Raw genomic sequence first — 25,236 nt, forward strand, 5'->3', positions numbered from 1 at the left:
TTTAGAAGTTTATTTGCGATTTTTTTTCGCAAAAAAAGCACCAATTGCCGGAATATGTGCAAGCTCTTCTCGTTTGACCAATTGAAAAATAATCAGCAGAAGCAAGTAAACGATGGCGGTAACGGTAATAGAAGCCAACGTTCGTATAGGCAGTGGCAGCATGATGAAAGAATAGTGGAATGATACGTACCCAGCAACACCTGCTATAGTGATGGATAAACAAGCCTTGACATATTCGAGTGGATAAATAGAATAAGATACTACTTTTATAATCGTTGCAAAATGAAGCAATGTGACTAACACAGTGTTGATCGCAACGGCCAATGCTGCTCCCATAATTCCTAAGCTCGGTTGGGTTGCTAAGGCGAAAATACAGACAATTTTTACGGCTGCGCCAATTAAGCTATTTGTCATCGCTGCTTTCGCTAAATCAAGGGCCTGCAATACTGCCTGCAGCGGACCTTGAAAGTAATAAAATAGAAAAAATGGTGCCATCACTTTGACAAAAATAGTCGCTTCACTTGTACCGTACATCAGTTGCATGAGCGGTTCTGCAAATACATATAAGACGACGACAGAGAGCCCGCCTGTGACGAGAGAAAGACGCATTGCTTGCTGAATGCGATGTTCAACCAATAATGTTTGTTTTTGTGCCATTGCTTCACTGATTGCTGGAACAAGAGAGGTGGATAGTGAATACGTAATAAAAGACGGCAGCATTAATAATGGAAGAGCATAGCCAGTCAGCTGACCATATTGTTTTGTAGCTAGCGTTGTTGCGACTCCGGCCATTGCCAAGCTGTTTGCAACGACAATCGGCTCCAAAAACCAAGAAAGAGAGCCAATTAAACGGCTTCCTGTCGTTGGCAAAGCGATGCGCATTAAACTTGCAAACGTTTCTTTTCCTGCCTTGACATATTGAATAAACTTTGTTCGCAGCTTAATGGATTTTTTTAATTTAAACATGTAAAGCAAATATAATAATGACATGAATTCACCAATAACAGATGAAAACATCGCACCTGCAGCAGCATATTCAATGCCATACGGCAATAATGCTTTTGTACAATAGGCAATCAAACTAATGCGAACGATTTGTTCTAAAAGCTGTGAATATGCGTACGGCTTCATTTGCTGTTTTCCTTGGAAATAACCGCGTAACACGGAAGAAACCGCTATGATTGGGACGACAGGAGCAATAGCGATTAACGGATAATAAGTGCGTGGGTCAGTAAATAATGTTCGTGATAAAAATGGTGCAAGCAATATCATAGTAGGGAAGAAGATAACGCTAAGTATACTTGTAATCGTTAAAGAGACAACAAGAATTTTTTTCACTTTTTGTCGATCGCCAACCGCTTCGGCTTCTGCAACTAGTTTCGAAATGGCGACAGGGAGCCCCATTTGCGTGATCGTAATGGCTAACACAAGCGTTGGCATCGCCATCATGTACAATCCAACGCCTTCCTCGCCAATAACGCGGGCGACGACAATGCGGTTGACAAATCCAAGAATCCTTGTAATCAAACCAGCAACGATTAAAATCATCGTTCCTTGTAGAAATTTAGACATCTCGTCTCCCTACCTTCTCAAATGTCATGATCTTTTATACAATTAACTATATGCAATACATATAAACAAGCATGACAAGTTTTCAGAGGGAGAAGGCGAGAGAATGGAAAAGGAAAAACAAAAAGAACTGCGAGAACAGCTGATGCCCGCATTACAATGCAAGTATGATGAATTTCGCCTGCTTGGTTATAAACAAGTGACGATGGATCAAATATGGGATTGTCTAGTTCAAAAGAAATGGAAAAATTTTAAAGAAGAAAGAAAGTTATTTGAGCTTGTCAACGATATTTTATCGTTACAAATCGGCGAGTACATGTCATTTATTACGATGCAATCATATAAAGAACAGCACTGTTCTGGAAATGATGATTTAGAAGCAGTGTTAAACGAATTATTATAGTGATGTAGAAAATTGACAGTTTCCGTTAACTGTTTCATAATTGGATTATTGAGAAAAAACAAGCGCTCGCAAGCATTGTTTTTCGGTGTAAGAGAAGTTTTCTTTTTTTCGAAAATTAGTCTAGCAAGTAATTTCTAGATGAGTGACAATCATGAGAAGTAAGTGGTAAGACGAGTTGAAGGAGGACTTTTTTATTATGGTAAAACGCAGTCGCATTGTCGCGTTTTTCCTGTTGCTTTTGCTTTTTGCAGGAGTGATGGGGCCGACGATTCAAGGAATTTTACATAACATTAAATTAGGTCTTGATTTGCAAGGCGGCTTTGAAGTGCTGTATGAAGTAAAGCCAGCGAAAAAAGGCGATAAAATTGACAAAGAAACATTAAAAAGCACGGTGAGCGCGCTAAACAAACGGATTAACGTGCTCGGTGTGAGCGAGCCAAACATTCAAATAGAAGGAAAAAATCGGATTCGCGTGCAGCTTGCGGGGATAAAAGATCAAAATCAAGCGCGCGAGATTTTATCGACGCAGGCAAAATTAACGTTCCGTGACGTGCATGATAACGTGTTAATGGATGGAAGCGATCTTGTTCAAGGCGGAGCAAAGCTGTCCTTTGACGAAAACGGGAAACCGAGTGTTGCCATTAAATTAAAAGATGCGGATAAATTTAAACAAGTGACAGAAAAAGTATATAAAATGGGACCGCCAAATAACTTATTGGTCATTTGGCTGGACTTTAAAGAAGGAGAAGATTCCTACGCGAAAGAAGCGGGAAAAGCAGATCCAAAATTTATTTCCGCGGCAGCGGTAAACCAAGTATTTGCCCAAACAGATGTCTCCATCGTAGGCAATTTCACCGTTAAGGAGGCACAGCAATTAGCTGACCTGCTTAATGCTGGCGCGCTTCCAGTCGAGTTAAAAGAAATTTACTCGACATCGGTCGGGGCACAGTTTGGCCAAAATGCCCTGCAAAAAACAATTTTTGCCGGCATTGTAGGGGTTGCCGCGATTTTCCTCTTTATGATTTTGTTTTATCGTTTGCCAGGGGTTATCGCTGTCATTACATTAACTGTTTATATTTACCTTATTTTGCTTATCTTTGATTGGATGAACGGCGTATTGACATTGCCGGGAATTGCCGCTCTTGTTTTAGGTGTCGGGATGGCGGTTGATGCCAATATTATTACGTATGAGCGGATTAAAGAGGAAATTAAGCTAGGCAAGTCGGTTATGTCGGCATTCCGTTCTGGGAATAGAGGATCGTTGGCGACAATTGTGGATGCGAACATTACGACGATGATTGCCGGTATTGTTCTCTTTATTTACGGGACAAGCTCAGTAAAAGGGTTCGCAACGATGCTGATCATCAGCATTTTAGCAAGCTTCATCACCGCGGTGTACGGCACGCGCCTGTTGCTTGGCCTGCTTGTCCATAGCCGCTGGCTGAACAATAAGCCAGGCTATTTCGGTGTAAAAAAATCGGAAATCTTAAATATCGCCGAAACAACGGATCATACGGAAGTACCGACAAAATTTGATCGTTTGGACTTCGTAAAACATAGTAAAAAGTTTTTCATTTTTTCTGGTTTGCTAACGGTGATCGGGATTATTGCCTTATTAACGCTGAAGCTTAATCTTGGCATCGATTTTACGAGCGGCACGCGCATAGAAGTAATGAGTGATAAACCAATTAATGTTCAGCAGTTAAAAGAAGAGTTTCAAAAGCTTGACTTAAAACCGGAGGACATCGTATTATCAGGCGAGCATAATAATATCGGTGTTGCTCGTTTGATCGGCGTGTTAAGCAAAAAAGAAATTGCGGAGCTAAAAGCACATTTTAAACAGCAATATGGTTCAGAGCCGAACGTCAGCACGGTATCTCCGGTTATTGGAAAAGAATTGGCGCGTAACGCATTGATCGCTGTGCTCATTTCGTCCATTGGGATTATTATTTATGTGACGATTCGTTTTGAAATATATATGGCGCTTGCCGCGATCGTGGCGCTTCTTCACGATGCGTTTGTCATCGTCACCTTTTTCAGCTTGACTCGTTTAGAAGTTGACTTAACGTTTATTGCTGCGGTGTTAACGATTATCGGTTATTCGATTAACGATACGATCGTTACTTTTGACCGCATCCGTGATTTACTGAAAAAACGCAAAGTGAAAACGGTGGATGATTTAAAACATATCGTCAACAGAGCATTGCAACAAACGCTTACTCGTTCCATTAACACGGTGTTAACGGTCATCTTTACCGTTGTTGCTCTCTTGATCTTCGGCAGTGAAGCGATTCTCAACTTTAATATCGCCCTTTTCGTTGGTTTAATATGCGGGGTTTACTCTTCTTTATTCATCGCCGCGCAATTATGGATTGTTTGGAAAGGCAACCAATTGAAAAAAGGAAAGACGAAAAAACGTTCAGAAAAAGAATTGGAACCACAAGTATAACGAAAAGCGGAAGGCAAAAAATGCCCCATGTTTTTATGGGGCATTTTTGTTTTATGTCTTATATTATCGATTGGACGAATAAATGGTTAGCCCGCGTATCATTCAAAAAAAACAGTAACTTCATTGCTCACCCTTTTTTCCTTTTTGTATAATAGGAAGAGTTGAGGTGGGATACATGTTAATAGCAAAAACACGTTGGGATGTGAAACGTCCTGACGAAAATATCGTAACGCATTTAGTAGAACAGTCGCATATGGATCCGTTGATTGCGAAGCTTCTTGTTCATCGTGGAGTTCGTACGGTAGAAGAGGCGAACGCGTTTTTATATCCGCTGAAACAACCGTTTCATGATCCGTTTTTGCTAGATGGGATGGAACGGGCAATTGAGCGGATTCAACGGGCGATACAACATGGAGAGCATATTTTGGTATATGGTGATTATGATGCTGACGGCGTAAGCAGCACGACGGTAATGGTTAGTGCTCTGAAGGAAGCTGGCGCCATTGTGGATTTTTACATTCCCAATCGATTTACCGAAGGATACGGTCCGAATGAGAATGCATTTCGTTGGGCAAAGGAGCAAGGATTTTCACTGATTATCACGGTCGATAACGGCATTGCTGCAGTGAAGGAAGTGGCGCTTGCCAATGAGTTTGGTATGGATGTCATTATTACAGATCATCATGAAGTGGGACCGGCGTTGCCGGAAGCATATGAAATTATTCATCCGAAAAAGCCCGGCAGTACATACCCGTTTCGTGAATTAGCAGGCGTCGGAGTAGCATTTAAAGTTGCCCACGCATTGCTTGGGGATGTGCCGCGTCATTTTTTAGATGTCGTAGCAATTGGAACGATCGCTGATCTCGTTTCCCTTACCGGAGAAAATCGGCTGTTGGTTGCACAAGGGCTTGAACAGTTGCGAAATACGAAACGTATTGGATTGCGTGCATTGTGTAAACAATGTGGAATAGAAGCAAAAGAAATTAACGAACAGACGGTTGGGTTCGTTATTGCGCCGCGGATGAATGCAGTTGGCCGGTTGGGAGAAGCAACCCCTGCTGTCAGATTGTTAATGACGGAGAAAGAAGAGGAAGCACAAAGACTTGCGAAAGAAATGGATGATTTAAATCGGGAGCGGCAGCAGCTTGTCGCGAAAATAGCGGAGGAAGCGGCACAAATAGTAAATGAACAATTTCCGCCATCCGAAAATAAAGTGCTTGTGATCGCAAAAGAAGGATGGAATCCAGGGGTCATTGGCATTGTTGCTTCCCGATTGGTTGAACAATTTTACCGTCCGACGATTGTTTTGAGCATTGATTCCGAGAAAGGAATTGCAAAAGGTTCGGCGCGAAGCATTCATGGGTTTGATATGTTTTCAAGCTTATCGACATGTCGCGATATTTTGCCACATTTTGGCGGGCATCCAATGGCGGCGGGAATGACATTATCGGTTGATCATATTGATGAATTGCGTCAGCGTCTCAACGCACTTGCCGATGATATGTTGACAGCCGATGATTTTACCCCAATTACACCGATTGATGCAGTTTGTTCCGTATCTGATTTAACGCTTTCGGTAGCCGAACAGCTTGAAAAGTTTGCTCCGTTTGGTGTAGATAACGCAAAGCCTCTTTTTTTAATGGAAAATGTATCAGTGGAAACGATCCGACGCATCGGGGCTGACCAGTCGCATTTAAAGGCTGTTTTCGCCCAAAATGGCGCTGCGATTGATAGCGTCGGGTTCGGCTTTGGTTATTTGTGCGATGAAATCGCTCCAGATGCGAAAGTGTCCGTGGTTGGCGAGTTAATGGTGAATGAGTGGAACAATCTTCGCAAACCGCAGCTAATGATTTGCGATGTAGCGGTGCATGAATGTCAATTGTTTGATATTCGCGGTATGCGCGATGTACGGCCACTGATTGCGTCTCTTCCGAAAGATAAGCGGATGTTGATTATGTTTCGGGAAGGTACGGCAGATGCATTAGGGCTTGAAGCATATAAAGAAGAGATTTACTACACGGCCTCAGTGGAAGAAGCGTCGCGGCTTTGTTTAGATAACCGGTACGTTGTGCTGTTAGATATGCCAACGTCTTTGGAAATCATAAAAATGTTGTTACGTTCTAGTTTACCTGCGCGCATTTATGCGTTATTCTATCAAAGGGAGACTCATTTTTTTCGCACGTTGCCAACGCGTGATCATTTTAAATGGTTTTATGCGTTTTTGAGAAAAAAAGGTGTGTTTAACTTGGCTAAGTATGGTGGCGAGTTAGCACGTGCGCGTGGATGGACAGAAGAAACTGTCCGGTTTATGGCAAAAGTATTTCTCGAGCTGGAATTTATTACGCAACAGGATGGAGTTGTATCGCTTGTTCCTCAACCGGCTAAACGCGATTTAAGCGAATCGCCGACTTATCGCTTTAAACAAGCTCAGTTTGAGCTTGAAAATCTATTTTTGTATTCAACATATGAACAATTAAAGCGTTGTCTTTTCGAAATGAAAGGTTCGCAAACATACGAGGAGGCAAATGTGTAATGGACTTGAAACAATATGTTACAATTGTTCCAGATTTCCCTAAACCTGGGATTATGTTTAAAGATATTACCACATTGATGGATAAAGGCGAAGTATATAAATATGCGACAGATCAAATTGTGGAGTACGCGCGCGAAAAGAAAATTGATATTGTTGTTGGACCTGAAGCGCGAGGATTTATTATTGGCTGTCCTGTTGCGTATGCGCTTGGTGTAGGATTTGCTCCGGTGCGCAAGGAAGGAAAGCTTCCGCGCGAAGTAGTTCGTGTGGAATACGGATTAGAATATGGAAAAGATGTATTGACGATGCATAAAGATGCGATTAAACCGGGACAACGCGTGTTAATTACAGATGATTTATTGGCGACAGGCGGAACGATTCGCGCTACGATTCAACTTGTCGAACAGCTAGGCGGTGTGGTAGCTGGCATTGCCTTTTTAATAGAGCTTACCGAGCTTGAGGGACGCAAAAAATTAGAAGGTTATGATATTTTAGCACTTATGCAATTCTAACCATCGACATAGCTGTCATATTTCGTTACAATAAATAAAAAGGGCACTCTAGTGAGTGCTCTTTCTTATTAGTTTCTAATGGTGGTAATTGTTAACATGAGGCAGCAAGCGTTACATAACTCTTTACATTATAAAAAATTTTCATGATAATAGTAATCAATACATGATTTTATTATACGTAAAGGTGATTTGATCCTATGGCCAACGAACAGGTATTAACAGCGGAACAAGTCTTTGAGCAGGCAAGCTGCTATTTGTCTGAAAGAGATGTCGAATTTATTAAGAAGGCGTATGAATTTGCTAACCACGCTCATCGCGATCAATATCGCAAATCGGGAGAACCATACATTATTCATCCGATTCAAGTTGCCGGCATTTTAGTAGATTTAAAAATGGATCCTGCCACGATCGCAGCTGGATTTTTGCATGACGTTGTCGAAGATACGGAGGCAACGAAGGAAGATTTGGAACGGGAATTCGGCAGCGAAGTGGCGATGCTCGTAGATGGCGTGACAAAGTTAGGAAAAATTAAATATAAATCCCAAGAAGAACAGCAAGCGGAAAACCACCGGAAAATGTTTTTGGCAATGGCGCAAGACATTCGTGTCATTCTCATTAAATTAGCGGATCGCCTCCATAATATGCGGACACTGAAGCATTTGCCGATCGAAAAACAGCGGAGAATTGCAAATGAAACGTTAGAGATTTTTGCGCCATTGGCACACCGCCTTGGAATTTCCAAAATTAAGTGGGAACTGGAAGATACCGCCCTTCGCTACTTAAATCCGCAGCAATATTACCGCATCGTAAATTTAATGAAGAAAAAACGGGCCGAACGCGAGCAATATTTGGAAGAAGTCATTCAGGAAGTGCGTGAACGGCTGAACGAAGTTTCTATTCCGTGCGAAATTTCCGGAAGACCGAAACATATTTATAGCATCTATCGCAAAATGGTCATGCAAAATAAACAGTTTAATGAAATTTACGATCTGCTTGCTGTCCGCATTATTGTTAACAGCATTAAAGACTGCTATGCCGTATTGGGCATCATTCATACATGTTGGAAGCCGATGCCGGGGCGTTTCAAAGATTATATTGCGATGCCAAAACCGAATATGTATCAATCGCTTCACACAACGGTGATTGGTCCAAAAGGAGAACCGCTAGAGGTACAAATTCGCACGTTTGAAATGCATCAAATCGCTGAGTTCGGAATTGCCGCGCACTGGGCATATAAAGAAGGAAAGACGATTAAACCAAATTCGTTTGAAGAAAAATTATCATGGTTCCGTGAAATTTTAGAATGGCAAAACGATGCAAGCAACGCCGAAGAATTTATGGAATCGCTGAAGATGGATTTATTCTCCGATATGGTGTTTGTGTTTACGCCAAAAGGAGATGTCATCGAATTGCCGGCCGGTTCGGTGCCGATTGATTTCGCCTATCGCATCCATTCGGAAATTGGCAATAAAACGATCGGCGCCAAGGTCAACGGCAAAATGGTGCCGCTCGATTACAAGCTGCAGACAGGCGACATTGTCGAGATTCTGACTTCGAAGCACTCGTACGGGCCAAGTCAAGATTGGCTGAAGCTGGCGCAAACGTCCCATGCGAAAAATAAAATCCGTCAGTTTTTCAAAAAGCAAAGACGGGAAGAAAATATTGAAAAAGGAAGAGAGCTTGTCGAAAAAGAAGTCCGCAGCCTCGGATTTGATGTCAAAGAAATTTTAACGGCGGAAAACGTCAAGCGCGTTGCGGAGAAATTTAATTTTTCCAACGAAGAGGATATGTACGCCGCGGTCGGTTATCATGGGATTACCGCGGCGCAAATTGCTCACCGTTTAACAGACAAATGGCGAAAGCAGCGTGATTTGGAAGAACAACAGAAAAAATTGACAGAGACAATACCAGAAACGAAAATACCAACTGCAAAGAAACGTGATTACGGCATTCGTGTGCAAGGAATGGACAACTTGCTTATTCGTTTGTCGCGTTGCTGTAATCCAGTTCCTGGGGATGAAATCATCGGCTTTATTACAAGAGGACGCGGAATATCAGTTCATCGTGCTGATTGTCCAAATGTGCAGACAGAAGAGGCATTAGACCGCTTAATTTCGGTGGAATGGGAAAGTGATGTACAATCAAATCGCGAATATAACGTGGAGATTGAAATTACTGGTTTTGACCGCCGCGGGTTGTTAAACGAAGTGCTGCAAGCGGTAAATGAAACGAAAACGGACATTTCGGCTGTTTCAGGAAGATCCGATCACCGCAATAAAATCGCAACTATTCATATGACGATTGCCATTCGCAATATTAGCCATTTACAAAAAGTGGTCGATCGAATTAAACAAATACCAGATATTTACTCAGTACAGCGAATCATGAATAATTAGAAAGGAAAAGTGTGATGAGAGTAGTAGTACAACGGGCAAAACATGCAAAAGTGACAGTGAATGGGGAAGTTGTCGGTTCCATTGACCATGGTCTTGTTCTTCTGGTTGGCGTCACTCATAGCGATACGGTTGAGGATGCAGCGTTTATTGCAGATAAAATCGCACATTTGCGCATTTTCGAGGATGAATCCGGAAAAATGAATCTCTCCGTGCTGGACGTTGGCGGAGAAATTTTATCCGTATCGCAATTTACCTTGTATGGCGATTGCCGAAAAGGCCGGCGCCCGAACTTTATGGAAGCGGCGAAACCGGATCATGCATTGCCAATTTATGAAGCGATGAACGAAGCGCTTCGTCAAAAAGGCATCCGTGTTGAAACGGGAAAGTTTGGAGCGATGATGGAAGTGGAATTAATTAATGATGGTCCTGTCACTTTGATTGTAGAAAGTAAGGAAAAAGCGGGGAACAAATAATGTTCGCCCGCTTTTTTTTTATCCTTTCAAAGCGGCCAAATTCTTTTTTATTTTTTATCTAAATGGGAAAAAATAAAAAAGAATATAGCACAGAGGAAGGATGAGCAAAATTGCGGCATAGCGCGAAAGGAGAGTTTGCGCATCGAAGAGCAAGTGAACTGTTTCATATTGATTTTCACGAATTTATGAGAAAAGAGGCGGAACATACAGCATTTGAATTAGCGTCAGAGTTTGGATTGACGCTAAGAGACGTACAAAAACTAAAAAAACAACTGTTTCGTTCTTGAAAAGTGTCATTTTCTCCTTGACAAAATGAATTTTCATTCGTAAGATAGGTTATAAAAATTGTATATAATAACAACCAATGACGGAGAAAAGTAGTTAAGAATACACATGGCCAGAGAGGAAATGCCTTAGGCTGGAAGCATTTCTCCATGATGACTTAACGAAAGACACTCCGTAGGTTTCCCTTTGAACGCGTCATTTGCGCCAGTAAAAGGGAACGCGAATCTCGCGTTATCGGTAATAAGTGGAAGCTTTTTGCTTCAATTAGGGTGGCACCACGGGAACAACGCTCTCGTCCCTATTTATAAGTAGGGAAGAAGGGCGTTTTTATTTTTGGAGAAGGAGGGTTTGTTTATGGCTTTTCAAATTCCGCGAGGAACGCAGGATATTTTGCCTGGTGAAGTAGAAAAGTGGCAATATGTTGAAAAAATAGCGCGTGATATTTGCAAACGTTACAATTACCATGAAATTCGCACTCCGATCTTTGAACATACCGAATTATTTTTGCGCGGTGTTGGCGATACGACGGATATTGTGCAAAAAGAAATGTATACGTTTGAAGACCGGGCGGGAAGAAGCATGACGCTTCGTCCGGAAGGGACTGCGCCGGTTGTGCGTTCGTTCGTTGAAAATAAAATGTACGGCAATCCAAATCAGCCAATTAAGTTATATTACATAGGTCCGATGTTCCGCTACGAACGGCCGCAGGCAGGGCGGTTCCGTCAATTTGTTCAATTTGGTGTGGAAGCGATTGGAAGCAATGATCCGGCGATTGACGCGGAAGTTATTGCAATGGCGATGGAATTGTATCGATCGTTAGGATTAAAAAAATTAAGACTGGTCATTAACAGCCTAGGGGATGTAGAAACCCGAAAAGCGCATCGTCAAGCGCTGATCGATCATTTTAAAAGCCGGATTCATGAACTTTGCGAAGATTGCCAGGTGCGTCTGGAAAAAAATCCGCTTCGCATTTTAGATTGCAAAAAAGACCGTGACCATGAATTAATGGCAACGGCGCCATCGATTCTCGATTATTTAAACGATGAATCGCGGCATTATTTTGAAAAAGTAAAAGCTTACTTAACGAAATTGGGAATTCCATTTGAAGTAGATCCTCGCCTCGTACGCGGATTAGATTATTATCATCATACGACGTTTGAAATTATGAGTGATGCAGAAGGATTTGGAGCGATTACAACGTTATGCGGTGGAGGTCGCTATAGCGGGTTGGTGCAAGAAATAGGCGGGCCAGAAACACCTGGGATTGGATTTGCGCTAAGTATTGAGCGGTTGCTCGCCGCTTTAGAGGCAGAAGGGATTACATTGCCGATTAGCGAAGGCATTGATTGCTATGTTGTCGCTGTTGGCGAAAAAGCAAAAGATGAGTCCATATTACTTGTTCACAAGCTGCGAAAAGCTGGAATTGTCGCTGATAAAGATTATCAGGACCGGAAAATAAAAGCGCAATTAAAATCGGCAGACCGCTTGAACGCCAAGTTTGTGGCGATTCTCGGCGACGATGAACTCGCAAAAGAAGTAATCAATATAAAAGAGATGAGCACAGGAGAGCAAACAGAAGTACCGCTACATTCTGTCGTCGATTATTTAAAAGAAAGATTGTCATAGGAGGGATGAGAGCGTGTTTGGAAGGACATATTATTGCGGTGAAATCACCGAAAAAGCGATTGGGGAAAAAGTGGTTTTAAAAGGTTGGGTACAAAAACGCCGCGACCTTGGCGGGCTGATTTTCATCGATCTTCGTGACCGGACGGGAATCGTGCAAGTCGTGTTCAGTCCGGAAGTGTCAAAAGAAGCGCTGAATGTGGCAGAAAAAGTGCGGAATGAATACGTATTGAGTGTGGAAGGCACCGTTGTTGCCCGGGAGGAGGAACGATCAATCCAAATCTTCCGACAGGAAAAATTGAAATTCAAGCAGAGCGTATAACCATCATTAACGAAGCAAAAACACCGCCGTTTGTCATCACGGATCAAACGGACGTAGCTGAAGAAGTGCGTCTTAAATATCGTTATTTAGACTTGCGCCGCCCGGTTATGTTTCGTACTTTGCAATTGCGGCACCGAGTGACAAAGGCTATTCGCGACTTTTTAGACGGAGAAGGCTTTTTGGAAGTGGAAACGCCAATTTTAACGAAAAGCACGCCGGAAGGGGCGCGTGACTATTTAGTGCCAAGCCGCGTTCATCCAGGCGAGTTTTACGCGCTTCCGCAATCGCCGCAAATATTTAAGCAGCTCTTAATGGTAGCGGGATTCGAACGATATTATCAAATTGCTCGTTGTTTCCGTGACGAAGACTTACGTGCAGACCGTCAGCCAGAGTTTACCCAAATTGATATTGAAACATCGTTTATGAGCCAAGAAGAGATTATGCAGCTAACGGAACGAATGATGGCATATGTCATGAAAATGGCGAAAGGAATCGACATTTCCTTGCCATTCCCGCGCATGTCTTACGATGAGGCAATAAGCCGTTATGGTTCGGACAAGCCGGATACGCGCTTTGGTCTAGAACTTGTCGATGTATCGGAAATCGTGAAGAATTCTTCCTTCAAAGTATTTGCAGGCGCCATTGCAAACGGAGGACAAGTAAAGGCGATTAATGTAAAAGGAGCAGCAGATCAATATTCGCGCAAAGACATCGATGCGCTAGCTGAGTTTGTCGCGCGTTACGGGGCAAAAGGACTGGCGTGGTTGAAAGTGGAAGAAGATGGATTGAAAGGACCAATCGCTAAATTTTTCACAGAAGAAGAACAAAACGGACTGATTCGAACGCTTGAGGCAGAAGCCGGCGATTTATTGTTGTTTGTTGCCGATCATAAGACGGTGGTTGCCAATGCGCTTGGCGCGTTGCGTGTAAAACTTGGAAAAGATTTAAATTTAATTGATGAAACGAAATTTAATTTCCTTTGGATTACAGACTGGCCACTGTTAGAGTATGATGAAGAAGACGGGCGTTATTACGCGGCGCATCATCCGTTTACCATGCCAGTGCGTGAAGACTTGCCACAATTAGAGACAAATCCAGAAAAAGTACGGGCACAGGCATATGACCTTGTGTTAAACGGCTATGAACTCGGCGGCGGTTCGATGCGTATTTTTGAGCGGGAAGTTCAGGAAAAGATGTTTCGCGCACTAGGATTTACGGAAGAAGAAGCGCGTAAGCAGTTTGGTTTCTTATTAGAAGCATTTGAATATGGCACCCCGCCGCATGGAGGGATTGCGCTAGGCTTGGACCGTCTTGTCATGTTGTTGGCAGGACGAACGAACTTGCGCGATACGATCGCATTTCCAAAAACAGCAAGTGCAAGCTGCTTGCTAACAGAGGCGCCAAGCCCAGTTAGTGAACAACAGCTAGAAGAATTACATTTAGTTGTTAACTCGGAAAAAAAGAGTGAGCAATATTAGTTGTTTCGTTGAAAAGATGTAAAATGTATGATAAAATCTAAATAAAGAAGCATAGTCCTGATGTGTTCGTCGTATAACCTATTGTTTTGACCGAACAATAAGTTATACGGGAGCCCGGAGTTTCCAAGCAGCGTACATGCCTTTGACGAGGGAGGAAGTGCAAACCTTGGAACAGGGCACCCACCTGCTTGGAGCGGGTTCAAAACGAAGGCATCGACGGCACGATTGGGACTTATACGTTAGTTTATTGTTATATATCGTTTGAAAAACTTCCCTATGTAAAGATTGCTCTTTACATAGGGATTTCTTTTGTTTTACCAAAAATTTAGATTGAAATTTAGGGAATTGTTATTGTAGGATAAAAAGCGTTATGGAAGCAATATTTATGTGACGGGGGATATACATGTTACACCAATTTTCGCGGAACGAATTAGCAATAGGAAAAGAAGGATTGGAAAAATTAAAAAATGCAACGGTTGCCGTTCTTGGCGTCGGCGGAGTCGGTTCCTTTGCTGTTGAGGCGTTGGCGCGTTCCGGCATCGGACGCCTTGTTCTTGTAGATCGGGATAATGTTGATATTACAAATATTAACCGGCAAATTCATGCGCTTCTTTCCACCATTGGCCGTCCGAAAGTGGAATTAATGAAAGAACGAATTGCTGATATCAATCCGGAATGTGAAGTCATCGCTTTGCAAATGTTTTATACAGAAGAAACATATGAGCAATTTTTTAGCTATGATCTTGATTTTGTTATTGATGCTTCCGATACGATCATATATAAAGTCCATTTAATGAAAGAATGTTTAAAGCGCAATATCCCGATTATTTCGAGCATGGGCGCAGCCAATAAAATGGATCCGACACGCTTCCGCATCGTGGATATTTCGAAAACCCATACGGACCCGATCGCAAAGATAATTCGCTCCAAATTGCGCAAAGAAGGGATTCGGAGCGGTATTCCAGTTGTGTTTTCTGATGAAAAGCCAATTATTATTCGCGAAGATGTCCGTAAAGTGGTAGGGAATGACCAATCTCCAATTCGCAAAGCGCAAATGCCGCCATCTTCGAATGCATTTGTTCCATCGGTAGCGGGACTTATTATGGCTTCATACGTTGTACGTGAACTATTGAAAGATATTAAAATTTATCGGGTTGGCGAAGAATAAAAACGTCGCAGAAAACATTCTGCGACGTTTTTATCAGGATTGGGCGATGTGTTCTAGATTTCCGTTTTTATCCATTCGGAAAATATGGGCTGGCTGTACACCGTATTCTTCATCTACGATCAGTTTGCGAGCGCGTTCCATAATTTTTACTAATGCCTCGTAATCTTCTTTAATAGTGGATTGTTGTTCTTCAAGACGCTCTAATTTTTTTTGCAGTTCCTCGTTGCGCGTCCGCAATTGTGCATTTTCATTATTTAACCGTTTGTTTTCCATTTGGATCGTTTCGGAACGCTCATAATCAGATTTTAATGTCTGTAAAAAAGCAATGCATTGTTCGAGCGTAATGGAAGGTTCTGTAAGAAAAGCGGATGTTTCTTGTTGGAAAGAGACGAAATTGGTAGAAAGCGGCTGTGCTTTATTTTCTGATTGCTGCATTTTTTTCGCTTGTTCTAATGCTCGCTTCCGTTCTTTTCGCTGTTTTTTTGCTAATTCAATTGCTTCCACGTATCGCTTTCGTACTTCAGCGTTCCAGCGGAATCCGCATGCTGCCGCTGTCCGATTCAGGCGATCTCCAACTTCTTCAAACGCAGCAAGTTGTGTTCCCCCTTCACGAATATACCGCAATACCGTTTCCGCCAATATAACGTCTTCTTCATGTGTCCAAGCATCTTGTCGTGTTTTCATTTCCCTACACCCCGCAATCGATGTTGATAGATGATATTCTTTCCTCATACTGGAAAATTTAAACTTTCTATATATTTTATCCAAGTCAAAAGTTTACTAATCATTTTTTTATGGATCTGCATCATGACAACTCGGGGATTTGCTGGTTGCTTAGAATATTCATTCCTGCCATCATCGAAAAAGGCACCAGATTTTTCACTGGTGCCTTTTTGCATGAATTATTCTTCTGTTTCTTGGAATTTCTTTCTTCTAAATCTGCTTAATGATTCATATACGATTGGGACAATTAACAGTGTCAGCAATGTGGAGCTTGTTAATCCGCCCATAACGGTCACCGCCATTCCTTTCGAAATCAATCCGCTGCCTTCCATTCCTACTGCTAGCGGTATTAATGCCCCAACTGTCGCGAGTGCTGTCATTAAGATTGGACGCAGGCGAGTTGCTCCGGCTTCGAGTAAAGCTTCTCTTGTGCTTAGTCCTTCTTTTTCTTTATGAATCACACGGTCGATTAATACGATCGCATTGGTCACGACAATACCGATCAGCATAAGAGCACCGATCATCGCTGAAACACTAATGGTCTCACCTGTTATGAAGAGAGCCAATAATGCCCCAATAATGGTAAACGGCAATGAGAATAGGATGACAAATGGCGTAAGTGCGCCGCCAAATGTGACAACAAGGACAAAATAGACGATCGCAACCGCTGCTATCATCGCTAATCCTAGTTGAGTAAATGTTTCGGTAATATCTTCGGTTACGCCGCCTGTTGATATTTCAACATTTTTAGGCAGCTTAATCTTATCCACTTCTTTTTGCAAGCTTGCCGCCACTTTGGATACGTCTTTTGTTTTTACTTGGGCGCTAACCTCTGCGTAAATTTTTCCATCCCGGTGGGTAATTGTATCGGACGTTTTCCCTTTCTTTACTTCCACTAACTCTTTAATTGGCACTTCAAATCCGAGTGGAGACTGAATCTTTTGATTGGTTAAATCATTGATACTTTCATGGTTTTGTTCTTCTATTTTAAAATACACATTCAATTCTTTTCCGTCTTTTTCAATTGTTGTTACAACTGGATTCTGTCTTGTTGGCATTAGTTCTAAGCCAATTTGTGCTGCTGTTAAGCCAAGTTTGCTTAATTTTTCATGATCAGCAACTAACGTAAATTCATCATAGGTTTCGGAAATACTGGAGTCGATTTTGGTTAAATCTTTTTCCTTTTTCATAAGGTCTTGGATTTTATTAACGATTGGCTCCAGTTCTTCCCTGCTTTCCCCATACACATAGTATACTAGTTGATTACTGCCTGCATTACCGGAGAAATCTTGTTGCTGCCATTCTCCTTGTTTTACTTTTCCTTGAAGGTCTTTAATCACTTGTTCTTTTTCTTTTTCAAAATTTGGTGTGTCATCATCATAAGCAACGAACATCATTGCACTGTTTGTATCCCCAGGATTCATTGGGTTTTCGCTGCCAATTGAAAGCTGTACTGTTTTCACATTCTTTTTGTTTAAGAAATATTTTTCAGCCGCAAACGTATATTCTTTTACTTGCTCAAGCGTTTCGCCCGGAGCCGGTTTGTAGGTAATGACCATCATTTTTTCTTCATCAGCAGGCAAAAAGCTAACACCGATCACAGGGACGAGAAATACACTTGCAACAAGAAGGAATACGGCAATGAGGCTTGTTACAATTTTATGGTTTAATGACCAATTTAAGATTTTCTTATATTGCTCTGCAAGTTTTCCATGTTTTTCTTTTTTATGCTCACTTTGTCCTTTTAATTCTTTTTGAAATAAAGTGTGTCCCATTAAAGGAACAATCGTAATGGCAACAAGTAATGAAGCGAGCAAAGCAAAAACAATGGTTAATGCAAAAGGCAAAAATAATTCTCCGACCATCCCTTTAACCAGTCCGAGAGGAAGGAACACAACTATCGTGACAATGGTGGATGACATGATCGGAATAAACATTTCTTTTGTTGCTTCTCGGATTAACTGTTTTCCTTTTAATTTTTCCTCTTTTAAATGCAGTCTTCGATAAATATTTTCAATAACAACAATCGAATCGTCTATGACGCGGCCAATCGCAACCGTCATTGCGCCTAGCGTCATCATATTTAGTGTAATATCTAATTGCTTTAATACGAGTAAAGCAATTAAGACAGATAGTGGGATGGAAATCACGGCAATGAGAGTTGAGCGAATGTTTCTTAAGAATAAAAGGATAATGATCGCTGCAAATAGAGCACCAAATAACGCTTTATCGACCATTGTTTTGATCGATTCTTCGATTGGTGTTGCCATATCAAAACTTGTTATGATTTGTAATCCATCTATTTTATCTGCAAATTTATCTAATTCTTTTTTTATTTCATTGACGACCGTTACTGTGTTCGCATCTGCTGCTTTAACAATTTGAAGGCCGATCGCTTCCTTTCCATTCGTTCTTGAGATCGATTCCGCTTCTTCAACGACTTGAATATCAGCAATCTCACCTAATTTTACTGTAGGAAGGCCTTGTGCTTGCTGGCTTAAGCCATTTGCTTGGTTATTTCGCGCGATCGTTTGGTTGCCAGTGTTATGGTTTGGCGTGATTGCTGAATGGTTGGCGTCGGGCGCCGGTTGGCCTCCTTGAAGATCCGGGCCTCCAGCATTTGCATTCATTCCATTATTTGGACTGCTGGCTTGTGGGATGATCGGGATTTCTAAATTCTTCAAATCTTCCAATGTTGTTATATTGCCATCTACGACAACGGATTGCTCTTTATCGTTAAACGTGTATAAACCGAGAGGAAAGGATACATCGGAACCTTTGATTACATTTTGCACCGTTTCTTTATTTAAACCGAGCTGTGCCAATTTTTTGTCATCCAAAGCGATTTGCACTTCTTCGATTTGTTGGCCAGAAATTTGCACCGAAGAAACGCCGTTAATTCTTTCCAATGATGGGACAATCTCGTCTTCCACCATTTTTGTAAGATCAGCTAGCGACGCCTTTTTATCCGAAATGCTTAAAGCCATTACCGGAATAGAATTAAAGCTTATTTTCGAAATCTTTGGTTTATCCACACCTTCAGGAAACTGTATCGACGTTAATGCTTCTTCTAATTCTTTTTTCGCTTCATCCATATCTTTTTCATAATCATATGTAATTTGTACAGATGAGGCATTTTGAAAAGAAGAGGAAGTAACAATATCTACCCCGTTTAAATTTTTTACAGCTTTTTCAATCGGTATCGTCACTTTATTTGCCACTTCTTCTGGGGTTGCTCCCGGATAGGCCGTCACGACACTAATCACTGGTGTGTTAATATTCGGTATGGTTTCAAGTTTCATCGTCATTCCTGAATATAAGCCTGCTGCCATAACAATGATGGTGAGCAGCCAAACAGCAAATTTGTTTTTTAAGGAAAAATGAATAATTCGGTCTAGCATTTTTTCAACCTCCCGCATAAAATGTATGTGGAAACCACACAATTTTATAAATTATCTTTAATGGACATTTACGGAAAGCAAATTGAACCATTTATCGGTGATTTAATCATCATTTTACATGGCATTTTTCAATCATATATGCATTGGACGTTATTTCAGAAAAAAAAGATCGATTATTATAAACTGGCAACATTTATTCTCCAACGGATGGATGATCTTGTTAAAGGTTTATTGAAAAACGGTAAAGAAGCAATCGTGCCATTTGAAGAGCTGGATCAAGGGTTCTTACATATTAACCAATTAACAAAAAAGCTCCATAAAAAGGATCTGCTTCACCAAATAAGAAAAATCAAAAAGCAGTATTCTCATTCCTCAGACCTCTATATAACACTAGACGTACTGGAGTCGGAAATCAGCAATGAAAAGCCAAGAATCCCGGTCATCCAAGGAATGCTCTCCAATTTAAAAGATATAGAAGATACCTTGCCTTTACAAAGGCAAATCAAAAAATATTTTCATTTAAAAGAAAAATAATATAATCAATTGTACCTTTTGCTTAGTTGATGTCCCCATCCTTTTCAGCAATGCTGACTTTCGCAGCCGGATCGCATCATCTTCGCATCCAAAGGCTTCCTGAAACCGGGAAGTCTTTTTTGCCCTTAAAATGGATATCTCGCGAATGATTCCATTTTCTCTCTGCTATCTGGCAGATAAGCAGCACCTTCCTTTGAATTCACCAGTTTGAAGCAAACTCACATCAGCTCAATCGGATGGCTTAAGCAAACAGCTATTGCCATAATTCAGCTTGCATGTCTGTTTCATGCCGATATGAAGGACGGCTCGTTTTACGAGCTCTCTTTTTCATTACGTTATAGTTGGCATAGTTGTTTCATTTTTTTTCAGAAAAAAATCCATTATAATAACAAGGAAAAGATATTGGAATATAGGCTGTATAAATAGTGGGGCAAAAAATCTTGCCGCATTGCTGCAGAAATTACCGGACAGTACAGAATGGTGAAAAGGCACAGCTTGAAAGGAAATCGAAAGTTGCTGTTTCTGTTTTTCATGAAGCGGTTTTGCCGAGATGAAGAGGGACAGAAGATGAATCAACAAATAGTAATGCTGTCAGACGAAATGAGGGATGCCTATGCTGTTTGCTTCAGAACCGCTTTCTGTTCGGATGAGACCGAGAAACATTGACGAGATTGTCGGGCAACAACATATTATCGGCCCGCATACCGCATTATATAAAATGATTAAAAATGGGTACGTTCCTTCGCTGCTTTTATATGGTGAGCCGGGGGTAGGAAAAACATCGTTGGCGCATGCGATTGCTGGAACCGTTCAGCGTGATTTTTTCGCGGTTAATGCTACGACTTCCGGAAAAAAAGAGCTGGAAGAAGTAGTGGAAACAGCGAAACTGACGGGAAACGTTATTTTATTTATCGATGAAATTCACCGTTTTAACAAGGCGCAGCAAGATTATTTGCTTCCCCACATCGAGCAAGGGCTGATTACGCTCATCGGCGCTACAACGGAAAATCCGTTTCATGAAGTGAACCCAGCCATCCGCAGCCGCTGCGGGCAAATAAAGCAGTTAAAGCGTCTTGAGCCTGCCGATATTCTTATACTTTTACAGCGAGCTTTGCATGATCGTGACAGAGGATTAGGAAAACTTTCGATTGACATGGAGGAACGTTTGCTTTCCATGATTGCGGAATCGTCCGGTGGGGATGCCCGTTTAGCGTTGAATCTGTTAGAAGCAATTGTATATGCTTCGGAAAACGACGGTCAAATTCGTGTTGCTGAACAAACGGTAAGAGAATTTGTGGAAAATCGAGGATTTACCCATGATAAGAAAGGGGATGTGTATTATTCGCTTTTATCCGCGTTCCAAAAAAGTGTTCGTGGCAGTGACGTGGACGCGGCGCTGCATTATTTAGCTCGTTTGCTGGAAGGAGGGGATTTGGCGGCTGTTTGCCGGCGGCTTCTTGTTATTGCGTACGAAGATATTGGGCTGGCAAATCCGATGATGGGAGTGAAAGTACAAGCGGCGATTGAAGCGGTTGAACGATTAGGGCTTCCTGAAGCGAGAATTCCACTTGCTGTGGTTACGATCGAGTTATGTTTAAGCGCGAAATCGAATTCTGCCTATAAGGCGCTTGATGCCGCGATTGATGATGTACGCAATGGAAAAATCGGAGATATTCCTGATCATTTAAAAGATGCTCATTATAAAGGGGCAAGCGTGCTCGGACATGGAAAAGGGTATCAATATCCGCATGATTATCCAAATGGTTGGGTTTTTCAACAATATTTGCCAAATGAATTGGCAGGAGTGAAATATTACTCACCGAAGGAAAACGGAGAGGAAAAATATTATGCGAAAGTGTATGAACGGTTAGAACAGTTAAAACAACGAAATAAATTCCGGCAATGAAGGAAACGAAATTTTATGATATAATGACAATCGATTTGCTTATTTCATTTATGATGGGGTGAGAATATGGCCCATTCTCATCGCGAATATGCATCTATTTTCCGATGGGCTATTTATTTTATCGGGCTATTGATTATGTCGTTCGGCATCGTATTAACGATTAAAGCGAATGTCGGGTGCGCGCCATGGGATGTACTGCATATCGGATTATACCGGAATTTTGGATTGACGATTGGAACGTGGTCGATTATTGTCGGCCTTGTGGTTTTAACGATTTCTGCTTTACTTTTAAAACAACTTCCGAGAATTGGCGCTTTTCTCAATATGATTTTCGTCGGTATATTTATTGATTTGTATATGATGATTCCGTATTTACAAGTCCCAAATACATTAATCGGCAAGTTTGTTATGCTGCTTGTTGGGATTGTTATTACGGGTTATGGAATGGGAATATATATTTCAGCTAATATAGGAGCAGGTCCGCGTGACAGCTTAATGCTTGCATTGACGGAATTAACAGGGTGGAAAGTGCAATATATACGGATTGCGATGGAAGCATTTGTTCTTTTTATGGCTGGATTTTAGGCGGGCCAGTATCGATTGGAACATTAATATTTTGCATTATGATTGGGTCTGTAGCCGGCGTTGCTTTGCCGCAATGCCGGCGTATGGCAGAATGGATATTAGTAAGACGAGTTGATATTGAAACACATGGTTTATAAATCGTTAGGGGGAGTAAGATGAAGATTTCAACAAAAGGTAGATATGGATTAACGATTATGATTGAACTCGCAAAAAAGTATGGAGATCGCCCAATTTCGTTACGCTCCATTGCAAAGGCGAACAATTTATCTGAACATTATCTTGAACAGCTTGTTACACCGCTGAGGAATGCCGGGCTTGTCAAAAGTATCCGCGGAGCATATGGCGGGTACGTGCTTGCAGATCATCCGGCTAAAATTACTGCCGGGGACGTTATTCGTGTATTAGAAGGGCCAATTACTCCTGTGGAAGAGCTAGATGAGGAAGAACCGGCAAAACGCGAATTATGGATTCGCATTCGTAATGCCGTAGAGGAAGTGTTGGACAACACGACATTGGAAGATTTAGCGAAATATAGTGAAGGCGATGAGGGTGCATACATGTTTTATATTTAAAGTTGAAAGGAGAATGATCATTGGATCGAATTTATTTGGATCATGCCGCTACCTCTCCTGTTCATCCAGATGTAGTGGAGCGCATGATTCCGTTTATGACCGAAGTGTTTGGAAATCCGTCAAGCATTCATTATTTCGGAAGACAAAGCCGTCAGGCAGTCGATGAAGCAAGAACTGTAGTAGCAAAAAGCATCGGTGCGAAAGAATCAGAAATCATTTTCACAAGCGGAGGAACGGAAGCGGATAATATTGCGCTCATCGGAACGGCGATGGCGAATCGTCATCGAGGACGCCATATTATTACAACGATGATTGAGCATCATGCTGTATTGCGCGCATGTGAGTACTTAGAAAAACAAGGGTTTGAAGTAACTTATCTCCCTGTTGATGAAAAAGGGAATGTTTCATTGGCAGATGTAAAAGCAGCGCTCCGTGATGATACGATTCTTGTATCCATCATGTTTGCCAACAACGAAGTAGGCGTGCTGCAGCCTATTGGCGAGATTGGCGAATTATTAAAGGATCATCAAGCTTACTTTCATACAGACGCGGTGCAAGCGTATGGACTCGTTCCGATTGATGTGAACGATTATCATATTGATTTGTTGTCTGTTTCTTCCCATAAAATAAATGGTCCTAAAGGAATTGGCGCTTTATATGTCCGTGAAACGGTAAAACTGTCCCCGCTTTTTTATGGCGGAGAACAAGAGCGGAAGCGTCGCGCTGGAACCGAAAATGTAGCCGGCATCGTTGGATTTGCTAAAGCGGTGGAAATTGCCCAAGAGACAATGAACCATAAGCAACAGGAGTACCGTTCGATGAGAGAGGCGATGCTGTCTATTTTTGCGGAGTCAGGCATTTCTTATTATGTTAACGGAAATCAAGATCATTGTTTGCCACATATCGTCAATGTCGCATTTCCTGGAACGAACGTGGAATCCATGCTTGTCAATCTTGATTTGGCGGGGATAGCAGCTTCAAGCGGTTCTGCATGCACTGCTGGTTCGATCGATCCATCGCACGTGCTTGTGGCGATGTTTGGCAAGGAATCGGAACGCATTCGTTCTTCCGTTCGCTTTAGTTTTGGTTTAGGCAATACGAAAGAACAGATTGAACGTGCGGCATCGGAAACAGTAAAAATTGTGAAGAGATTAACAAATGAGTAGATAAGGTGGTGAATAAAATGAACAAAGCCCCAAAAGATACGCGCGTTGTTGTCGGCATGTCAGGCGGCGTTGATTCATCGGTAGCGGCGTTGCTTTTAAAACAACAAGGATACGATGTCATCGGGATTTTTATGAAAAACTGGGATGACACAGATGAAAACGGTGTTTGCACAGCGACAGAAGATTATGAAGATGTTGTACGCGTCTGCAATCAAATTGGAATCCCATATTACGCTGTTAATTTTGAAAAACAATATTGGGATAAAGTGTTTACGTATTTTTTGGATGAATATAAAGCTGGACGCACTCCGAATCCCGATGTCATGTGCAACAAAGAAATTAAGTTCAAAGCATTTTTAGAACATGCGCTATCGATCGGCGCTGACTACGTAGCGACCGGGCATTACGCGCGAGTGGAGTATCGCGACGGCGAATATAAAATGTTGCGCGGTGTTGACCAAAATAAAGATCAAACGTATTTTTTGAACCAATTAGGGCAGTCGGTACTATCGAAAGTGATGTTTCCGATCGGGCATCTCGAAAAAGCGCAAGTACGGCAAATTGCTAAAGATGCTGGGCTTGTCACAGCGACAAAAAAAGACAGCACGGGAATCTGCTTTATCGGCGAACGCGATTTTAAAGAGTTTTTAAGCAATTATTTGCCGGCGAAGCCAGGTATTATGCAAACACTGGACGGTGAAGTGAAAGGAAAGCATGACGGAGTGATGTATTATACAATCGGGCAGCGCCACGGTCTTGGCATTGGCGGAAGCGGCGAGCCATGGTTTGTCGTTGGCAAAAATGTAAAAGAAAATATTTTGTACGTTGCACAAGGATTCAACAATGAATATTTATATTCGACTTCGCTCATTGCGACAAATGTTAACTGGGTATCGGACCGCAAACCGACAAATTCATTCCAATGCACGGCAAAATTCCGTTATCGTCAGCCAGATACAGGTGTTACTGTTCATATTATCGACGATGACAAAGTAGAAGTCGTCTTTGATGAGCCGGTTCGCGCTGTTACGCCGGGACAAGCTGTTGTATTTTACAATGGTGAAGAATGTCTCGGCGGCGGAACGATAGACGAAGTATTCCGCAATGGAGAAAAACTTTGGTATGTTGCCTAGACAAA

Annotated in this window: 18 protein-coding genes, 1 other RNA gene, 2 pseudogenes and 1 other annotated feature; of the genes and pseudogenes, 17 read left to right on the forward strand and 4 right to left on the reverse strand. The window is 41.8% G+C overall.

Annotation, left to right across the window (positions count from 1 at the left end):
- Positions 1–9: 9 nt before the first annotated feature.
- Entirely contained in the window at positions 10–1,572 is a 1,563-nt protein-coding gene (gene spoVB / locus NXM86_RS04185; protein ID WP_097354784.1) for a stage V sporulation protein B, read from the reverse strand.
- Between the two features lie 103 nt (positions 1,573–1,675).
- Between spoVB and NXM86_RS04190 the strand changes: the two genes are divergently transcribed.
- The 11 genes and pseudogenes from NXM86_RS04190 (at position 1,676) to NXM86_RS04240 (ending at position 15,211) form a co-directional block, all read left to right on the forward strand.
- Positions 1,676–1,972 (forward strand): post-transcriptional regulator, encoded by a 297-nt coding sequence (locus tag NXM86_RS04190; RefSeq protein ID WP_062753020.1) that lies wholly within the window; start codon positions 1,676–1,678, stop codon positions 1,970–1,972.
- Positions 1,973–2,168: 196 nt separating this feature from the next.
- Positions 2,169–4,421 carry a protein translocase subunit SecDF gene (gene secDF, locus NXM86_RS04195; RefSeq protein WP_015864621.1) on the forward strand — a complete coding sequence of 751 codons (2,253 nt, stop codon included), beginning with the start codon at positions 2,169–2,171 and terminating at the stop codon, positions 4,419–4,421.
- 175 nt (positions 4,422–4,596) lie between these two features.
- Positions 4,597–6,954 (forward strand): single-stranded-DNA-specific exonuclease RecJ, encoded by a 2,358-nt coding sequence (recJ, locus tag NXM86_RS04200; protein ID WP_498958661.1) that lies wholly within the window; start codon positions 4,597–4,599, stop codon positions 6,952–6,954.
- Positions 6,954–7,466 carry an adenine phosphoribosyltransferase gene (locus tag NXM86_RS04205; protein ID WP_015864619.1) on the forward strand — a complete coding sequence of 171 codons (513 nt, stop codon included), beginning with the start codon at positions 6,954–6,956 and terminating at the stop codon, positions 7,464–7,466. The genes recJ and NXM86_RS04205 overlap by 1 nt, the downstream gene beginning before the upstream one ends.
- 197 nt (positions 7,467–7,663) lie before the next feature.
- Positions 7,664–9,862, forward strand: a complete 2,199-nt coding sequence (locus tag NXM86_RS04210) for a RelA/SpoT family protein (RefSeq protein WP_015864618.1) — start codon at positions 7,664–7,666, stop codon at positions 9,860–9,862.
- 14 nt (positions 9,863–9,876) lie between these two features.
- Positions 9,877–10,335, forward strand: coding sequence for a D-aminoacyl-tRNA deacylase (dtd, locus tag NXM86_RS04215; RefSeq protein WP_062677168.1), 459 nt, complete (start codon positions 9,877–9,879; stop codon positions 10,333–10,335).
- Positions 10,336–10,445: 110 nt separating this feature from the next.
- Entirely contained in the window at positions 10,446–10,622 is a 177-nt protein-coding gene (locus NXM86_RS04220; protein WP_015864616.1) for a hypothetical protein, read from the forward strand.
- A gap of 68 nt (positions 10,623–10,690) precedes the next feature.
- Positions 10,691–10,923: a binding site (T-box leader), on the forward strand.
- A 51-nt stretch (positions 10,924–10,974) separates the two neighbouring features.
- A complete protein-coding gene (gene hisS, locus NXM86_RS04225) occupies positions 10,975–12,246 on the forward strand; it encodes a histidine--tRNA ligase (protein ID WP_015864615.1) in 1,272 nt (423 codons plus the stop codon).
- Positions 12,247–12,259: 13 nt separating this feature from the next.
- Positions 12,260–14,043, forward strand: a pseudogene (aspS, locus tag NXM86_RS04230) (aspartate--tRNA ligase).
- A 51-nt stretch (positions 14,044–14,094) separates the two neighbouring features.
- Positions 14,095–14,279, forward strand: a non-coding RNA gene (gene ssrS / locus NXM86_RS04235) — 6S RNA.
- Positions 14,280–14,446: 167 nt separating this feature from the next.
- Positions 14,447–15,211 carry a tRNA threonylcarbamoyladenosine dehydratase gene (locus NXM86_RS04240; protein WP_062677171.1) on the forward strand — a complete coding sequence of 255 codons (765 nt, stop codon included), beginning with the start codon at positions 14,447–14,449 and terminating at the stop codon, positions 15,209–15,211.
- Positions 15,212–15,244: 33 nt separating this feature from the next.
- Here the strand turns inward: NXM86_RS04240 and NXM86_RS04245 are convergent, their stop codons facing one another.
- Genes NXM86_RS04245 through NXM86_RS04255 form a run of 3 tightly spaced genes read right to left on the reverse strand, consistent with a single transcriptional unit; the run spans position 15,245 to position 19,335 of the window.
- On the reverse strand, positions 15,245–15,895 hold the full coding sequence (locus NXM86_RS04245; protein WP_015864612.1) for an RsfA family transcriptional regulator: 651 nt from the start codon (positions 15,893–15,895) through the stop codon (positions 15,245–15,247).
- A gap of 44 nt (positions 15,896–15,939) precedes the next feature.
- The gene (locus tag NXM86_RS04250) at positions 15,940–16,110 is read right to left on the reverse strand and encodes a hypothetical protein (RefSeq protein WP_155116375.1); all 171 of its coding nucleotides are present in this window, start codon (positions 16,108–16,110) and stop codon (positions 15,940–15,942) included.
- Positions 16,111–16,113: 3 nt separating this feature from the next.
- Positions 16,114–19,335 carry an efflux RND transporter permease subunit gene (locus tag NXM86_RS04255; protein ID WP_062677172.1) on the reverse strand — a complete coding sequence of 1,074 codons (3,222 nt, stop codon included), beginning with the start codon at positions 19,333–19,335 and terminating at the stop codon, positions 16,114–16,116.
- 27 nt (positions 19,336–19,362) lie between these two features.
- Here NXM86_RS04255 and NXM86_RS04260 point away from each other — a divergent pair, with 27 nt between their 5' ends.
- The 6 genes and pseudogenes from NXM86_RS04260 to mnmA all read left to right on the forward strand — a co-directional run bounded on the left by NXM86_RS04260 (position 19,363) and on the right by mnmA (position 25,231).
- The gene (locus tag NXM86_RS04260) at positions 19,363–19,869 is read left to right on the forward strand and encodes a hypothetical protein (protein ID WP_286173483.1); all 507 of its coding nucleotides are present in this window, start codon (positions 19,363–19,365) and stop codon (positions 19,867–19,869) included.
- A 613-nt stretch (positions 19,870–20,482) separates the two neighbouring features.
- Positions 20,483–21,775, forward strand: a complete 1,293-nt coding sequence (locus NXM86_RS04265; protein ID WP_498958662.1) for a replication-associated recombination protein A — start codon at positions 20,483–20,485, stop codon at positions 21,773–21,775.
- A gap of 66 nt (positions 21,776–21,841) precedes the next feature.
- Positions 21,842–22,497: pseudogene (locus NXM86_RS04270) on the forward strand (YczE/YyaS/YitT family protein).
- Between the two features lie 18 nt (positions 22,498–22,515).
- Positions 22,516–22,932 carry a cysteine metabolism transcriptional regulator CymR gene (gene cymR, locus NXM86_RS04275; RefSeq protein ID WP_015864607.1) on the forward strand — a complete coding sequence of 139 codons (417 nt, stop codon included), beginning with the start codon at positions 22,516–22,518 and terminating at the stop codon, positions 22,930–22,932.
- A 20-nt stretch (positions 22,933–22,952) separates the two neighbouring features.
- Positions 22,953–24,098: a cysteine desulfurase family protein gene (locus NXM86_RS04280; RefSeq protein ID WP_015864606.1), complete on the forward strand. Its 1,146-nt coding sequence runs from the start codon at positions 22,953–22,955 to the stop codon at positions 24,096–24,098.
- A 17-nt stretch (positions 24,099–24,115) separates the two neighbouring features.
- The gene (gene mnmA, locus NXM86_RS04285; RefSeq protein ID WP_015864605.1) at positions 24,116–25,231 is read left to right on the forward strand and encodes a tRNA 2-thiouridine(34) synthase MnmA; all 1,116 of its coding nucleotides are present in this window, start codon (positions 24,116–24,118) and stop codon (positions 25,229–25,231) included.
- The last annotated feature ends 5 nt before the right edge of the window (positions 25,232–25,236 follow it).

The sequence above is a fragment of the Geobacillus sp. CX412 genome (genome assembly GCF_027942335.1).
In the GTDB taxonomy this organism is placed as follows: domain Bacteria; phylum Bacillota; class Bacilli; order Bacillales; family Anoxybacillaceae; genus Parageobacillus_B; species Parageobacillus_B toebii.

Coding starts and splice junctions, on each gene's coding strand:
- spoVB (WP_097354784.1), bottom strand. CDS start 1,572: ATGTCTAAATTTCTACAAGGAACGATGATTTTAATCGTTGCTGGTTTG.
- NXM86_RS04190 (WP_062753020.1), top strand. CDS start 1,676: ATGGAAAAGGAAAAACAAAAAGAACTGCGAGAACAGCTGATGCCCGCA.
- secDF (WP_015864621.1), top strand. CDS start 2,169: ATGGTAAAACGCAGTCGCATTGTCGCGTTTTTCCTGTTGCTTTTGCTT.
- recJ (WP_498958661.1), top strand. CDS start 4,597: ATGTTAATAGCAAAAACACGTTGGGATGTGAAACGTCCTGACGAAAAT.
- NXM86_RS04205 (WP_015864619.1), top strand. CDS start 6,954: ATGGACTTGAAACAATATGTTACAATTGTTCCAGATTTCCCTAAACCT.
- NXM86_RS04210 (WP_015864618.1), top strand. CDS start 7,664: ATGGCCAACGAACAGGTATTAACAGCGGAACAAGTCTTTGAGCAGGCA.
- dtd (WP_062677168.1), top strand. CDS start 9,877: ATGAGAGTAGTAGTACAACGGGCAAAACATGCAAAAGTGACAGTGAAT.
- hisS (WP_015864615.1), top strand. CDS start 10,975: ATGGCTTTTCAAATTCCGCGAGGAACGCAGGATATTTTGCCTGGTGAA.
- NXM86_RS04240 (WP_062677171.1), top strand. CDS start 14,447: ATGTTACACCAATTTTCGCGGAACGAATTAGCAATAGGAAAAGAAGGA.
- NXM86_RS04245 (WP_015864612.1), bottom strand. CDS start 15,895: ATGAAAACACGACAAGATGCTTGGACACATGAAGAAGACGTTATATTG.
- NXM86_RS04250 (WP_155116375.1), bottom strand. CDS start 16,110: ATGCAAAAAGGCACCAGTGAAAAATCTGGTGCCTTTTTCGATGATGGC.
- NXM86_RS04255 (WP_062677172.1), bottom strand. CDS start 19,335: ATGCTAGACCGAATTATTCATTTTTCCTTAAAAAACAAATTTGCTGTT.
- NXM86_RS04265 (WP_498958662.1), top strand. CDS start 20,483: ATGCTGTTTGCTTCAGAACCGCTTTCTGTTCGGATGAGACCGAGAAAC.
- cymR (WP_015864607.1), top strand. CDS start 22,516: ATGAAGATTTCAACAAAAGGTAGATATGGATTAACGATTATGATTGAA.
- mnmA (WP_015864605.1), top strand. CDS start 24,116: ATGAACAAAGCCCCAAAAGATACGCGCGTTGTTGTCGGCATGTCAGGC.